Below are 14,203 nucleotides of genomic sequence, written 5' to 3'. Positions count from 1 at the left end.
GGCCGCCCGGCGGGAATCGCGGCCGGCGAGGCGGTCCGCGCATCCGCGTCCGCTGGGGGTCGGCACGCCGAAAACAGGCGTTGCGACCCGACCCGGTTTTGGGACAGGCTGCGGTCGAGGCTTTGATCTGTGTCGCGTGGGCGGGTGCGGTTCTCGGGTATAGGTCACCCGCACTGTCCGTTTCGCAGCCGGAGAAGTTCATGCGCGCCGCCCGTCCCCTCGTCCTGTTGCTCGCGATCGTCGCCGGTGTCGGCCTCCTGCCGGGGCAGGGCGATTGGTCCGGCGCTCTGTGGCCCGGCATGGCGCGCGTGCAGGCCCAGTCGGCGATCCGCAGCCTGATCGACCGGCTGCGCGGCAACACGCTGCCCGAGGGCATCGTGAAGTCGAACGGCCGCATCGAAGCGACCCAGATCGACATTTCCGCCAAATATGCCGGCCGCCTCTCCGAGGTGCTGGTGAAGGAGGGCGACGAGGTGACCGCCGGACAGGTGGTCGCCCGCATCTCGGCGCCGGAATATGAGGCGCAGCTTCGCGGCGCGCAGGCGCAGGTGCTCGAGGCCAAGCAGGGCCTCGCCGAGGCCGAGGCGCTGATCGTGCAGCGCCGGAGCGACGTCACCCTCACCGCGAACGAACTCCAGCGCGGCAAGCAGTTGGTCGAGAACGGCTACCTCTCCAGCCAGATCTACGACCAGCGCGTCGCCAAGGCGGAAATCGCCGAAGCCGCGCTGAAGGTCGCCGAGGCGCAGCGCGAGCAGGCGGAGTTCGCGATCAAGAATGCCGATGCCGAGGTCGACCGCATCGAGGCGATCCTCGTCGATCTGACGCTGGTGGCCCCGCGCAGCGGGCGCGTGCAGTACCAGCTCGCGCGCGGCGGCGAGGTGGTGGCGGCCGGCCAGCGCGTGCTGACCCTGCTCGACCTCGGCGATGTCTACATGACCATCTACCTGCCGGCCGCCCAGGCCGGGCTGCTGGCGCTCGGCGACGAGGCGCGGCTCGTGCTTGATCCGGCGCCGCAATATGTGGTGCCCGCCACCATCGGCTTCGTGGCGGCCGACGCCCAGTTCACGCCCAAGAGCGTGGAGACCGCCGAGGAGCGCGAGAAGCTGATGTTCCGCGTCAAGCTGCAGATCGATCCGCAGGTGCTCAACAAGTACCATTCCTATGTAAAAACCGGCGTGCGCGGCATGGGCTTCGTGCGGGTGCGCCCGGATGTCGCCTGGCCGGCCGAGCTGGCGGTGAACCTGCCGCAATGACCGGGGACCGCGCGGTCGCTTCCCGGCCGGAGCCGCCGGTCGCCCGGCTTGCCGGGGTGTCGCATCGCTATGGCCGCACTGTCGCGCTGGACGAGGTGAGCCTCGACATTCCCCCGCGCCGGATGATCGGCGTGATCGGGCCGGATGGCGTCGGCAAGTCGACCCTGCTGGCGCTGATCGCCGGGGTGCGCGTCATCCAGCACGGCACGGTCCATGTGCTGGGCGGCGACATGGCGGACAAGGCGCACCGCACCGCGCAGGGCGGGCGCATCGCCTACATGCCGCAGGGGCTGGGGCGCAACCTCTATCCCACGCTCAGCGTGTTCGAGAACATCGACTTCCACGCCCGCCTGTTCGGCCAGGCAGAGGGCGAGCGCCGCGCCCGCATCGACGAGTTGCTGAAGGCGACCGCGCTCGATCCGTTCGAGGACCGGCCGGCGGGGAAGCTCTCCGGCGGCATGAAGCAGAAGCTCTCGCTGTGCTGCGCGCTGATCCACGATCCGGACCTGCTGATCCTCGACGAGCCGACCACCGGCGTCGACCCGCTGTCGCGCGGCCAGTTCTGGGACCTCATCAACACCATCCGTGCCCGGCGTCCGCAGATGAGCGTGATCGTCGCCACCGCCTATATGGACGAGGCGCAGCGCTTCGATGCGCTGGTGGCGATGGATGATGGCCGGGTGATCGCCAGCGGCACCACGGCCGAGCTGCTGGCGCGCACCGGCGAGCGCGACCTCGAATCCGCGTTCATCGCGCTGCTGCCGGAGGAGAAGCGCGCGCGTCACCGCAAGGTCGAGGTGCGCCCGCGCGCCGGAAACGACGACGGCGTTCCGGCGATCGAGGCGGAGGGGCTGACCCGGCGGTTCGGTAATTTCGTCGCGGTGGATCATGTGAGCCTGCGCATCGCGCGCGGCGAGATCTTCGGCTTTCTCGGCTCCAATGGCTGCGGCAAGTCGACCACCATGAAGATGCTGACCGGCCTTTTGCCGGCGACCGAGGGCTGGGCCAGGCTGTTCGGCGCGCCGATGGGCACGGACGACATGGAGACACGGCGCAATGTCGGCTACATGAGCCAGGCGTTCTCGCTCTATGGCGAACTCACGGTGCGGCAGAATCTGGAGCTGCACGCCCATCTCTACCACCTGCCTTCCGGCGACATTCCCGGGCGCATCGCCGAGCTTGCCGAGCGCTTCGACCTCGCCGACGTGATGGACGCCCGCCCGGAGAGCCTGCCGCTCGGCCTCCGCCAGCGGCTCCAGCTGGCGGTGGCGGTGCTGCACCGGCCCGCCATGCTGATCCTCGACGAGCCGACCTCCGGCGTCGATCCGATCGCGCGCGATTCGTTCTGGCGCACGCTGATCGACCTGTCGCGCGACGACGGCGTGACGATCTTCCTGTCGACCCATTTCATGAACGAGGCGGAGCGCTGCGACCGCATCTCCCTGATGCATGCCGGGCGCGTGCTGGCGGTCGGCACGCCGCAGGAACTGGTCGCCGCCCATGGCGGCACCTCGCTGGAGGATACCTTCATCCACTATCTCGCGCAGGCGGCGGGCATCGAGCGCGTGGCGGCGGTGCCACCCCCGCCGGAATCGGCGGAATCGGCGGCACCGGCGGCGCCGATTCCGCCGGTGCGGCGCTTCGATCCGCGCCGGCTCTGGGCCTATGCGCGGCGCGAGACACTGGAACTGCTGCGCGACCCGATCCGCCTCGCCTTCGCCTTTCTCGGCCCGATGATCCTGATGGTCGCCTTCGGCTTCGGCATTTCCTTCGATGTCGAGAATCTGCGCTTCGCCGCCTACGACCAGGACCGCTCGCCGGAAAGCCGGGAACTCACCGAGGCGTTCGCCAGCTCGCGCTATTTCAGCCGGCAGCCATCGATCGCCAGCGCCGCCGAGATGGACGATCGGCTGCGCAGCGGGACCACCCAGATCGTGATCGAGATTCCCCCCGGCTTCGGCCGCGACCTGCTGGGAGGGCGCACGCCCGAGGTCGCGGTGTGGCTCGACGGCGCCATGCCGTTCCGGGCCGAGACCGCCAAGGGCTATGTCACGGGCCTTGCTACGCAATATGCCCGCGACCTCGCGACCCGGCGCGGCGGCCCCAGCGCGGCGGCGAGCCTGAATGTGATCAATATCGAGACCCGGTTCCGCTACAACCAGTCCTTCAAGAGCGTGAACGCCATGGTGCCGAGCGTGATCATGCTGATGCTGATCCTAATCCCGGCCATCATGTCGGCGATCTCGGTGGTGCGCGAGAAGGAGACCGGCTCGATCGCCAATTTCCGTGCGACGCCGGTGACCCGGCTGGAGTTCCTGCTCGGCAAGCAGCTTCCCTATATCGCGGTCGCGCTGATCGGCTTCGTGCTGCTGGTGCTGCTGGCGCTGCTGCTGTTCGACGTGCCGATCAAGGGCTCGATCACGATGCTGCTGGTGGGCACGGTGCTCTATGTGATGGCGACCACCGGCTTCGGGCAGCTGGTTTCCACCTTCACCCGCACCCAGGTCGCGGCGGTGTTCGCCACCTCGATCCTCTCCATCGTGCCGGCGGTGAATTTCTCCGGGCTTATGGTGCCGGTCGCCTCGCTGTCGGGCGGGGCACGGCTGCTGGGCATCAGCTTCCCGCCGGCTTGGTACCAGCCGATCGCGGTCGGCACTTTCACAAAATCGCTAGGCTTTGCCGAGCTGTGGCCCAACCTGGTCGCGCTGGCGGGCTTCTTCCTTCTCTTCCTCGTCCTCGCGCGGCTCCTGCTGCGCAAGCAGGAGGCGTGACCATGGCGGAAATGGGAGGGGGGCGGACGCGGCGGCAGGGGCTGCGCACGCATCTGGCCAACATCTACCGGCTGGTGATCAAGGAGCTGCGCGGCATTCGCGCCGACCCGGTGATGCTGTTCCTCGTGGCCTATACGTTCAGCGTCTCGGTCTACACCGTGGCCTCCGGCGCCTCGACCGAGGCCAACAACCTCACCGTCGGCATCGTCGACGAGGACCGCTCCGACCTGTCGCGCCAGATCCTCAATGCGCTGAACCCGCCGCTGTTCAAGACTGCCGAGCTGATCGCGCCCGACCGGATCGACGCCGAGATGGATGCCGGGCGGCTGGTGTTCGTGGTCGAAATTCCGCCGAACTTCCAGTCCGACGTGCTCGCCGAGCGCCAGCCCTCGCTGCAGGTCAATGTCGACGCGACCGCGATGACGCAGGCCGGTAATGGCGCGGTCTACCTCCAGTCGATCATCGCGCAGGAAGTCGGCGATTTCGCCGCGCGGCGCGAGGCGGCCACAGCGTCGCCGGTGAACGTGGTGATCCGGGCGCGGTTCAATCCGAACCTGACCTCGGCATGGTTCACCTCGGTGATGCAGGTGATCAATTCGATCACCATGCTGACCGTGATCCTCACCGGCGCGGCGCTGATTCGCGAGCGCGAGCAAGGCACTGTGGAGCATCTGCTGGTGATGCCGGTCGTGCCCGCGGAGATCATGCTGGCCAAGATCGCCGCCTCCAGCCTCGTCATCCTTCTGGCCGCCGGGCTGTCGCTTGTGGTCGTGGTGGGCTGGGGGCTCGGCGTGCCGATCGCCGGCTCGCTGACCCTGTTCCTCGCCGGTGCAGGGCTCTATGCCTTCTCCGTCGCCTCGCTCGGCATCATGCTCGGCACGCTGGCGACCACCATGGGCCAGTTCGGCCTGCTGGCGATCCCCGTGCTGGTGATCATGCAATTGCTGTCGGGATCGTCGACCCCGATGGAGAGCATGCCGGTCTGGCTGCAATACACCATGCAGTTCATCAGCCCGACGCCCCATTTCGTCGCCTTCGCGCAGGGGGTGCTCTATCGCGGCGCCGGGATCGAGACCGTGTGGACGCCGCTGCTGGCGGTGGCGGCGATCGGCGCGGTGTATTTCGCCTACGCCCTCTCGCGGTTCCGTAGGGTGATCTTCGGCGCCTGACGTGCCGGCCTGAGCGCGGGCTGTGCGAGGAAGCGGTCGCGCCTTGTTTAGCTGTTTCGCGACTGCCCGATAGCGCCTATCATTCGCCAGCTTACGGTTGCGTGAAGGCAAAGACATGGCTGCGGGGCTTGTCTTTCGGATGGTGATGGACGGCGCAGGGCGAGGGCTCCTGGCGCGGATGTTCGTCATCATCACGGTGTTGGCGGCCGGCGCGGGTGCCGGACAGGCGCGCCATGAGCCCACGGACACGGTGAAGCTGTCCATCGTCGGCGGCCTCGCCGCCGTGACCCAGTTCACGCAATTCGAGAGACCATTCTGGGAGCGTGAGATCACCGAGCGCTCCGGCGGGCGGATCACCGCGACCATCCGCCCCTTCGACGGCGGTGGGCTGCGCGGCCAGGAGATGCTCCAGCTGATGCGGCTTGGCGTGGTGCCGTTCGGCACGGTGCTGCTGAGCCTGATTTCAGGCGACGAGCCGGAGCTGAACGCACCGGACCTGCCGGTGCTCAATCCCGACATGGCGACGCTGCGCGTGACGGTCGGTGCGTTTCGCGCGCGCCTGAAGGAGATCCTGCTCCAGCGCTATGGCATCGAGCTGCTGGGCGTCTACACCTATCCGGCGCAGGTCTTGTACTGCAAGGACAGCTTCGCCGGGCTCGACGATCTGGCGGGCCGCCGGGTGCGCACCTCCTCGGTCAGCCAGTCGGAGCTGATGGCGGCGCTCGGCGCGGTGCCGGTCATCGTGCCCTTCGCCGAGATCGTGCGGGCCCTCGAGTCCGACGTCGCCGATTGTGCCATCACCGGCACGCTGAGCGGCTTCGAGATCGGGTTGCCGGGCGTGACCACGCATGTTCATGCCATGGCGCTGAGCTGGGGCCTGTCGTTCTTCGGCGTCAATCTCGCCTCCTGGAACGCGCTGGCGCCGGAGCTGCAGCGCATCATCCGCGAAGGGGTAGACGATCTGGAGGCGCGAATCTGGCTGCAGGCCGAAGCCGACACCGAGCGCGGACTGGCCTGCAATACCGGCGAGGGCTCGTGCAGTGGCCCGGCGCCCGGCCACATGAAGCTGGTCACCTCCGCCGCGGACGAGGCGCGGCGCAGCCGCCTGATTCGGGAAGTCGTGCTGCCGCGCTGGATCGAGCGCTGCGGCGAGAGCTGCAAGACCGCCTGGAACCGCTATCTCGCCCCGGCCCACGGCATCATCCTCGGGGGGGAGTGAGACGTGTCCAAGACCGGCGATGGCGATCGATGATCTGGCACCGTCTGAAGCTCTCCATTTTTGCGGGTACGGCCATCATTCTCATCGTGCTGGCCGCCGGCGTCGCCGTCCTGGTCGAGCGCGGGGAGCGTGCCGCGCTTCTGGGCGCGCAATCATCCCTTGAGCGCTCGGCGCAGGCGGTGGAGAACGCCTTGAACCGCCAGTTGCTCCAGGTGCACGGCGCGCTGGCCAGCCTGCCGACGCTGTTCGCGGCCGCGAGGGCCACGCCTTACTCCTCCGTGGTTGCGGACCAGTTGCTGCGCGGCCTGAACTTTCAGACGCTAGCCTATCGCGACCTGCTTCTGGTCGATGCGCAGGGCATGATCCTCGCCACGGCGCGCGGGCGGAGCGCCGGGCGCGTGCTGCCGATCGACGTCAGCCTGCTGGGCCGCGACCCGACCGGGCTGGTCGGCCCGGTTCGCAACACCATCGCCGGCGATTGGGTGATCTATGTCACCCGCACGGTGCCGGACTGGAACGGCGTGATCCCGATCGCCGAAGTGCCGTTGCGCACGCTGATGGAGCTGCTGGCCGAAACCGGTATCCAGCCGAATGTGAAGATGTTTCTGGAGGGGCCCGACGGCCGGCTGATCGCCGCGCTGCCCCATGACGAGATGCAGACCGGGCAGATTCGACCGACCCCGCTCGGCACCAGCCCCGCCAATGGCAAGGCCGTGCTGGTGCAGGGCGAAGGTGCCACGGGGGAGCAACTCGTTGTCGGCCGGGTCTCGCTTTATGGAGACATCCGCATCGTCATGGCCGCCGACCTCCGCACCCTGCTGGCCGACTGGTACCGGGACCGCGATCGGACGCTGACGGCCGTGGGCATCGGCGCGCTGCTGATCTGTGCGTTTGCCTTCGCGCTGCTGGTCGCGCTCGCCCAGCGCGAACGCTCGCTGGCGGAGCGGGCCCGCGCTGCCAGCGTGCTCGTCAACGCGATCGACGCCATGTCCGATGGGTTTGCGATGTGGGACGAGCAGGACCGGCTGGTGACCTGCAACCAGCGCTACCGGGATCTCTATGCCATCAGCGCCGATATCCTCACGCCCGGCGTCAGCTTCGAGGAACTGGTGCGCCATGGCGCGGAACGCGGCCAATACAGCATCGAGGGGGCCGACGTCGACGCGGGGGTCGCCGAAATCGTGGGGTGGCATCGCCAGGGCGCGGGCTCGATCGAGCGACGGCTCGCCGATGGACGATGGGTGTTGATGAAGGAGCGGCGCACCGCCGATGGCGGCATCGTGGCGATCCGCACCGACATCACCACATTGAGGACGACGCTGGCTGAGCTCGCAGAGGCCAATGCCCGTGCCAATGAGGCCGCCGGCGAGGCGCGCCGCCAGAATGCCGCGCTGATCGAGCGCGAGACCGAAATCCGCTTCCTCGCCCATCATGACGATTTGACGGGACTGCCCAACCGCATCCTGTTCCGTGAACGCATCGAGGAGGCGCTGCAGCTTGCCGGCGACCGCGGTGTCCCGCTCGCCTTGCTCTATCTCGATCTCGATCGCTTCAAGGATGTGAACGACACGCTCGGTCATCCGGTTGGCGATGCGCTGCTGCGTTCCGTTGCCAAGCGGCTGGATGCCTGTGTGAGGGATTCCACGCGGGTCGCCCGGCTCGGCGGTGACGAGTTCGCGGTGATCTGCGTGGCGCGCCAGCAGCCCGACGAGGCGGAGTTGCTGAGCGCGCACATCATCGAAAGCCTGAGCGAGCCCTATAATGTGCTCGGCCACACCATCTCGATCAGCGCCAGCATCGGCATTGCCGTGGCCGGCAGCGCCGATGCCGACGACCTGTTGAAGCAGGCGGACCTCGCGCTGTACCAGGCCAAGGCCAAGGGTCGCAGCGCCTTCTGCGTGTTCGCGCCGGACATGGATGAGCGCCTGCGCGCGCGGCTGGAGCTGGAGGCGGATTTGCGCCGGGCACTGGCCGCCAAGCAGTTCGAACTCGCCTACCAGCCGATCTACGAGGTGGTGTCCGGCCAGCTCTGCGGATTCGAGGCGCTGTTGCGCTGGCGCCATCCGGAGCGTGGTACGGTCAGCCCGGCGGCGTTCATTCCGCTGGCCGAGGAAACGCGGCTCATCGTGGATATCGACGCCTGGGTGCTGCGACAGGCCTGCGCCGACCTCACGCGGCTGCCACACCCGCTGAAGGTCGCCGTCAACCTGTCACCCATCGAATTCGCCAGCGGCAACATCGTCGCCACCATCAGCACCGCGCTGCGCGAGGCCCATATCGAGGCCGGACGGCTGGAACTCGAAATCACCGAGACCGCCCTTCTCGCCCATAACCAGCGTAATCTGGAAGCGCTGCGCCACCTGCGCGCGCTGGGGGCGCGGATCGTGCTGGACGATTTCGGCACCGGCTATTCCAGCCTCAGCCACCTGCACCTGTTCCCGCTCGACAAGATCAAGATCGACCGTTCCTTCGTGCGGGACATGACGGTACGAGCTGACAGCGCCGCCATTGTCGAGGCGATCGCCGCGCTGGCATTGCGGCTCGGCATGACCACCACGGCGGAGGGCATCGAGACGCCGCAGCAGCTTGAGGCCGCCCGCCGCGCCGGCTGCACCGAGGCGCAGGGTTTTCTTGTGGGCCGGCCGATGCCGTTCCACGAGGCGCTGGCGATCGCGAAGGCGGCCGAGCGCCTCTATGTCGGACCCGCGCCGTCCATCGCGCCCTCCTGAACCGCGCGAGGCCCGCGCTCAGCGGCGCGGATCGTCGGGTTTCAGCGGCGTGCCGTCCTTCGAGCCGTCGACGGTGCGCACCGCCTTGGCGGCATGCGCGGCCTCCTCGCGCGGCCTGGGGTCGGTATGGCTCACCTCGTCCAGCGGCGGCTTGAGCGGGTTGCCGGGCGGGGTCGGCTTGTCATCGAGCACGGCATCGACATCGGCAGGATCGATGACGACGGGGTTCTGGTCGAGCAGGCGCGGGTCGCGGACCATGGTGGTCTCCTTGCAAAGGTTGATGGCAGGGGTTGTGATCGGGCGGCCTAAAGCATCGGCCCGCCGCCGGTGACGGCGATGGTGGCGCCCGAGACATAGCTCGACAGCGGGTCGGCCAGCATCACATAGGCGGTGGCGAGTTCGGCGGGCTGTCCGGGCCGCTTCATCGGCACCTGTTCGCCGAAATGCGACACCTTTTCCGGCGGCAGCGTGGAGGGGATCAGCGGGGTCCAGATCGGCCCCGGCGCCACGGCATTGGCGCGGATGCCCTTCTCCGCGAGGAGTTGCGCCAGCCCGGCGGTGAAGTTCTGGATTGCGCCCTTGGTGGTGGCATAGGCCAGCAGGGCCGGGTTGGGCTTGTCGGAATTGATCGAGGCGGTGTTGATGATCGCGCTGCCCGGCTTCATGTGCGGCACCGCCGCGCGGGTCAGGTAGAACATGGCATGGACGTTCACCTTGAAGGTGAGCTCCCATTCCTCCTCGCTGATGTCGGCGATCTCCGCGAAGCTCGCCTGATGGGCCGCGTTGTTGACCAAGATGTCGATGGCGCCCAGTTCCGCGAGCGCGGTGTCCACGATCTTGCGGCAATGGGCGGGGCTCTGAATGTCGCCGGGCACCAGAACGGCGCGCTGGCCGGCCTTCTGCACCAGCTCGCAGGTCGCCAGCGCATCGTCGGTCTCCTCAAGATAGGAGATCAGCACGTCGGCGCCCTCGCGGGCATAGGCGAGGGCAACCGCCCGGCCGATGCCGCTGTCGGCGCCGGTGATGATTGCCTTCATCCCCTCAAGGCGGCGGGAGCCCTTGTAGCTCTCCTCGCCATGATCGGGGCGCGGGTTCATGTCGGCCGTCTGCCCCGGCATGGGCTGGGGCTGCTCGGCAAATGGGGGAGCGGGATAGTCGCGGAGCATGTCTGAGCCTTTCCTGCGAGGTGAGGGGGCGTGAATGGCTGTCAGGGGCAACACCGCGGCGTGGATCCGGTTCCGGCGCCGGCAAAAGCACGGCCGATGTGAACAAGCGGGCCCGTCGATCGTTGTCGACGGGAACAAGGAGGTCCGTCATGACCGCGAACGAGCCGATCCCGACCCCGAACCCCACCCCCAATCCCCAGCCTTCGCCCCCGCCGGCTCCAGCGCCGGTGCATGATCCCGTGCCTGCCCCGGTTCACGATCCCGAGGTGCCGATCATCACTGATCCGGTGCCGCCAAACATTGGCGATCCCTCGCCGGCCCCGCCTTTGCCGGAGCCGAACATCGATCCCGAACGGCGCTAAGGGGGCAGGACGAACATGGCCATGCACAGCTTCAACGGTCCGCGCACGCCCGGCGAGGGGCCCGGCAGCCCTAATCGCGATCCCGAGCAACTCCCCGATCCGGTGGTTCAGGACCCGGTGACGCCGCCGGACCAGGACCCGGACATTCGCCCCGACATTGATGAGCCGGCCGACGAGCCGGCACCGATGCCGATCGATCTGCCGGCGCGGGAGCCGATGGTGCCGCCAGCGGTGCCGCCGATCTGATCGCGCGATCAACGGTCGCGGGGCCGTCCATTGGCGCGCCCCGATATCCGCTTCCGCAAGGCGCTCCTGAGGCGTTCACGCCCCATCGACCATGTATGCCGTGTGCATGAAAACACACGTGCCGGGCGATCTTTTTGCGGCGCAGCGCGTTGTTGCGCGACATCGCACAGGAAACCAGCCACCTTGCTCGACCGTACCTCGACGACCCAACGCCCCCGCCGAGACGAGATCGCCGATTCGCTTCTGGTCCCGGGCCGCACCGTCTGGCGGCTGGCCGAGGCCGAGCGCGCGGCGGTGCTGATCGACGCCGCCGCCTATTTCGGCGCGCTGCGTCAGGCGATGCTGGCCGCCGAACATTCCATCATGATCGTCGGCTGGGACATTGACAGCCGCACCCGTCTCGTCGGCCCCTCCGGCTCCTGCGACGACGGGCTCCCGGAGACTCTCGGCGCGTTTCTCTCCGCCTTGGTGAAACGGCGGCCGCGGCTGCGCATCCGGCTGCTGCTGTGGGACTATTCCATGGTGTTCGCGCTACAGCGCGAATTGGCGCCGATCGTCTCCTTTCTCTGGCGCACGCCGGCGCAGATCGAAATCTGCCTCGACGACGTGCTGCCGATCGGCGCGTCACATCACCAGAAGCTGGTGGTGATCGACGACACGCTCGCCTTCTCGGGCGGGCTCGATCTCACCATCCGGCGCTGGGACACCGACGAGCATCTCCCCGGCGACACACGGCGGGCCGATCCGGCCGGCGTGGTCTATCCGCCGTTTCACGACGTGCAGATGGCGGTAGACGGCGAGGCGGCGCGTGCGCTGGCCGAACTGGCGCGCCAGCGCTGGCGGCGGGCGGCCTGTGAACAGATTCGCCCGCCCCGCGTAGTGCGGCGCGGCCATGTGCCGAGCCGCTGGCCGGCGGGGCTGGAGCCGGACTTCCGCGCCGTGACGATCGGCGTCGCCCGTACCCTGCCGGCCCATGGCCGCGAGGCGCCGGTAACCGAGGTGGTGCGCCTGTTCGAGGAGATGGTCGGGCGCGCCGAGCGGCTAGTCTATATCGAGAATCAGTTCGTCACCCATGCCGGCACGGCCGAAGCCCTGGCGCGGCGCATGGCCGAGCGGCCGGAGCTGGAAGCGGTGATCGTGGTGCCGCGCGATTACGAAGGCTGGGTCGAGCGCCGGGTGATGATCGGCGGGCGGCTGCGCTTCATGGCCATTCTCGAAACCGCCGGGGTTCACGACCGGGTGCGCCTGCTCTCTCCGCAGGGCTGCGCCGACGGGACGGAGGAGGACGTGATGGTCCACTCCAAGGTCACGATCATCGACGATGAGGTGCTGCGCGTGGGCTCCGCCAATCTGTGCAACCGCTCCATGGGTCTCGACAGTGAATGCGATCTGGTGATCGCGGCGCAGGACGAGGCGGAGCGTGCCGGCATAGCGCGGGTGCGCGACCGGCTGCTTGCCGAGCACAGCGGTGTGCCGGTGGCGGACATTGCGCGTCTCTGGAACGAGGGAGGTTCGATGCTGGAACGGCTGGACGGCAGGATCGACAGTCGCGGGCGCGGCCTGCGCCGGGTCGATGACGCTTCGAGCGGGATTGTCGCGAGCGACGCTTCGCTCGATGCCGTGGCCGATCCGCCGGAGCCCTTTGACGACGATGGCGAACGCACCGTGCCGATGGGCGGCATCAACAGGGGCTTGATCCTCAAGGCGGGTCTTGCACTTGTGGTGCTGCTGCTGCTCGCGCTGGTGTGGCAGATGTCGCCGCTCGGCCAGACCGATCGCATCGTGCAGTCGATCGACGCCATTTCCGAGCGGCCCTGGGCGCCGCTGGCCGTGATCGCCCTGTTCCTGATCGCGGAATGCGTGGTGTTTCCCATCACGCTGCTGGTGTTCGCGACCATCGCCGTATTCGGCGGGTGGACCGGGGCGATGCTGGCCATGGCCGGCGCGCTGGCCAGCGCAACCGCGACCTATGGCGCCGGGCGCTATCTCGGCGCCGGGCCGCTGCGCCGGGTGATCGGGCCGCGCACCAACCGCATCCGCCGTGCCCTCCTTAGCCGGGGCGTGATGGCGGTGGCGGCGGTGCGCGTGGTGCCGCTGGCCCCGTTCACCTTCGTCAATCTGGTCGCGGGCGCGTCGGGCCTGCGCTTCTTCGACTATATTGTCGGCACCGCGGTCGGACTGACGCCCGGCATATTGGTGATGTCGGCGCTCGGCCAGCAGCTTGCAGACCTCTTCACCGACCCATCGGCGGGCGGAATCGCGCTGCTGGCGCTGTTCGTGCTGCTTTGGGTGGTGATGGGCATCGGCCTGCAATGGCTTATCGCGCGCTACCGTCCGGTCGCATGAGCGAGCCACTGCCGGCAAAGCTGCGCGTGATGAGCTGGAACGTCCATGGCGGCATCGGGCCCGACCGGCGTTTCGATCTCGGGCGGGTATGCGACCTCGTCGCGCGCCATGAGCCGGATATACTCGCCCTGCAGGAGATCGACACCCGCGGCCGAACGCCGGAATGCCTCGCGCCGCTGGCGGGGCTGGCCGGCGGTGGCGGTCATCTGGCGCGTGCGGCCACCATCGTCGGGCCGGACGGCGACTATGGCCATGCCCTCTATAGTCGCTGGCCGCTGACCGACATCGCCATACACGACATGTCACACCGCCGGCGCGAGCCGCGCTCGGCCATCGAGGCGCGGGTGTGGATCGGGGATCGTAGCTGTCACGTGGTGGCGGTGCATCTCGGCCTCGCCATCGCGGAGCGCTGGATGCAGGCGCGCCGGCTGGTTGAGATCGCGGCGGCGGGGCGGGACGACGACCTGTCGCTGATGATGGGTGATTTCAACGACTGGTTCCCCTGGCGGCCGGTGCGCAAGAGTCTCGCAGCCGCCTTTGCCGAGCGCACGCGGCTGCGCAGCTTCCCCGCGTGGCGCCCGATGCTGCGACTGGACCGCGTCTACAGCACCGCGCCGCTGCTGGCGTCGTGGACCGATCCGGCCGCGAGGGCGTGCTCGGACCATCTGCCGGTGATCGCCGACATTTCGCTGGCCGGCATGGTCAGCACGGCGGGTCAGGTGATGGCGGAAGAGAGTGGGAGTCGAACCCACCAAGGACCGGCTCGCGGCCCTTCCCGGGTTTGAAGCCCGGACGCCCCACCAGGGACGCTTCTCCTCCAGAAGTCGATGGCACGTCGTTCGTCGCTGTTTCGGGCGTTTCCACCCCGCGCCCAATCTCGTCGATTGCGCCGAACAGGTCCAGCCGGTGATGGTTGATCCGCCGCAGGTCGCCCCGGCGCAG

Annotated in this window: 10 protein-coding genes, 1 tRNA gene and 1 pseudogene; 9 read left to right on the top strand and 3 right to left on the bottom strand. The window is 68.4% G+C overall.

Translation table 11 applies throughout. From position 1 onward, the window contains the following. Positions 1-299: 299 nt before the first annotated feature. The 5 genes from MKI84_RS10575 (at position 300) to MKI84_RS10555 (ending at position 9,141) form a co-directional block, all read left to right on the top strand. A complete protein-coding gene (locus MKI84_RS10575) occupies positions 300-1,253 on the top strand; it encodes an HlyD family secretion protein (protein ID WP_241619638.1) in 954 nt (317 codons plus the stop codon). After that, positions 1,250-4,024 carry a ribosome-associated ATPase/putative transporter RbbA gene (gene rbbA / locus MKI84_RS10570; protein WP_241619358.1) on the top strand — a complete coding sequence of 925 codons (2,775 nt, stop codon included), beginning with the start codon at positions 1,250-1,252 and terminating at the stop codon, positions 4,022-4,024. The genes MKI84_RS10575 and rbbA overlap by 4 nt, the downstream gene beginning before the upstream one ends. A gap of 2 nt (positions 4,025-4,026) precedes the next feature. After that, positions 4,027-5,193: an ABC transporter permease gene (locus MKI84_RS10565; protein WP_241619356.1), complete on the top strand. Its 1,167-nt coding sequence runs from the start codon at positions 4,027-4,029 to the stop codon at positions 5,191-5,193. A 115-nt stretch (positions 5,194-5,308) separates the two neighbouring features. After that, complete coding sequence (locus tag MKI84_RS10560) at positions 5,309-6,412, top strand: TRAP transporter substrate-binding protein (protein ID WP_241619354.1); 1,104 nt, start codon at positions 5,309-5,311, stop codon at positions 6,410-6,412. Between the two features lie 29 nt (positions 6,413-6,441). After that, on the top strand, positions 6,442-9,141 hold the full coding sequence (locus MKI84_RS10555; protein WP_241619352.1) for a bifunctional diguanylate cyclase/phosphodiesterase: 2,700 nt from the start codon (positions 6,442-6,444) through the stop codon (positions 9,139-9,141). Between the two features lie 18 nt (positions 9,142-9,159). Here MKI84_RS10555 and MKI84_RS10550 read toward each other — a convergent pair whose 3' ends face one another. Next, positions 9,160-9,399 carry a hypothetical protein gene (locus tag MKI84_RS10550; protein WP_241619350.1) on the bottom strand — a complete coding sequence of 80 codons (240 nt, stop codon included), beginning with the start codon at positions 9,397-9,399 and terminating at the stop codon, positions 9,160-9,162. Positions 9,400-9,446: 47 nt separating this feature from the next. Then, positions 9,447-10,307 (bottom strand): SDR family oxidoreductase, encoded by an 861-nt coding sequence (locus tag MKI84_RS10545; RefSeq protein ID WP_241619349.1) that lies wholly within the window; start codon positions 10,305-10,307, stop codon positions 9,447-9,449. A 149-nt stretch (positions 10,308-10,456) separates the two neighbouring features. Between MKI84_RS10545 and MKI84_RS10540 the strand changes: the two genes are divergently transcribed. From MKI84_RS10540 to MKI84_RS10525, 4 genes and pseudogenes are all read left to right on the top strand, one after another. Further along, positions 10,457-10,669 (top strand): hypothetical protein, encoded by a 213-nt coding sequence (locus MKI84_RS10540; RefSeq protein WP_241619347.1) that lies wholly within the window; start codon positions 10,457-10,459, stop codon positions 10,667-10,669. 21 nt (positions 10,670-10,690) lie between these two features. Then, positions 10,691-10,915, top strand: a complete 225-nt coding sequence (locus tag MKI84_RS10535; RefSeq protein WP_241619345.1) for a hypothetical protein — start codon at positions 10,691-10,693, stop codon at positions 10,913-10,915. Between the two features lie 183 nt (positions 10,916-11,098). Beyond that, the gene (locus MKI84_RS10530; protein WP_241619343.1) at positions 11,099-13,261 is read left to right on the top strand and encodes a VTT domain-containing protein; all 2,163 of its coding nucleotides are present in this window, start codon (positions 11,099-11,101) and stop codon (positions 13,259-13,261) included. Further along, a pseudogene (locus MKI84_RS10525) lies at positions 13,228-13,866 on the top strand (endonuclease/exonuclease/phosphatase family protein); the annotation flags it as partial. The gene MKI84_RS10530 and the pseudogene MKI84_RS10525, both read left to right, overlap by 34 nt. 118 nt (positions 13,867-13,984) lie before the next feature. Here MKI84_RS10525 and MKI84_RS10520 read toward each other — a convergent pair. Beyond that, a tRNA-Sec gene (locus MKI84_RS10520) sits at positions 13,985-14,080 on the bottom strand. Positions 14,081-14,203 lie beyond the last annotated feature (123 nt).

Origin of the sequence: Ancylobacter gelatini, assembly GCF_022601675.1 — a bacterium.
In the GTDB taxonomy this organism is placed as follows: domain Bacteria; phylum Pseudomonadota; class Alphaproteobacteria; order Rhizobiales; family Xanthobacteraceae; genus Ancylobacter; species Ancylobacter gelatini.
Note: the sequence above shows the minus strand (reverse complement) of the source record. Positions and strands in the feature narration are given on the sequence as shown.

What these genes read in the sequence shown, in the direction of transcription:
- MKI84_RS10535 (WP_241619345.1), top strand. Translation starts at nt 10,691, where the DNA reads ATGCACAGCTTCAACGGTCCGCGCACGCCCGGCGAGGGGCCCGGCAGC.
- MKI84_RS10565 (WP_241619356.1), top strand. Translation starts at nt 4,027, where the DNA reads ATGGCGGAAATGGGAGGGGGGCGGACGCGGCGGCAGGGGCTGCGCACG.
- MKI84_RS10560 (WP_241619354.1), top strand. Translation starts at nt 5,309, where the DNA reads ATGGCTGCGGGGCTTGTCTTTCGGATGGTGATGGACGGCGCAGGGCGA.
- MKI84_RS10540 (WP_241619347.1), top strand. Translation starts at nt 10,457, where the DNA reads ATGACCGCGAACGAGCCGATCCCGACCCCGAACCCCACCCCCAATCCC.
- rbbA (WP_241619358.1), top strand. Translation starts at nt 1,250, where the DNA reads ATGACCGGGGACCGCGCGGTCGCTTCCCGGCCGGAGCCGCCGGTCGCC.
- MKI84_RS10575 (WP_241619638.1), top strand. Translation starts at nt 300, where the DNA reads ATGGCGCGCGTGCAGGCCCAGTCGGCGATCCGCAGCCTGATCGACCGG.
- MKI84_RS10555 (WP_241619352.1), top strand. Translation starts at nt 6,442, where the DNA reads ATGATCTGGCACCGTCTGAAGCTCTCCATTTTTGCGGGTACGGCCATC.
- MKI84_RS10545 (WP_241619349.1), bottom strand. Translation starts at nt 10,307, where the DNA reads ATGCTCCGCGACTATCCCGCTCCCCCATTTGCCGAGCAGCCCCAGCCC.
- MKI84_RS10550 (WP_241619350.1), bottom strand. Translation starts at nt 9,399, where the DNA reads ATGGTCCGCGACCCGCGCCTGCTCGACCAGAACCCCGTCGTCATCGAT.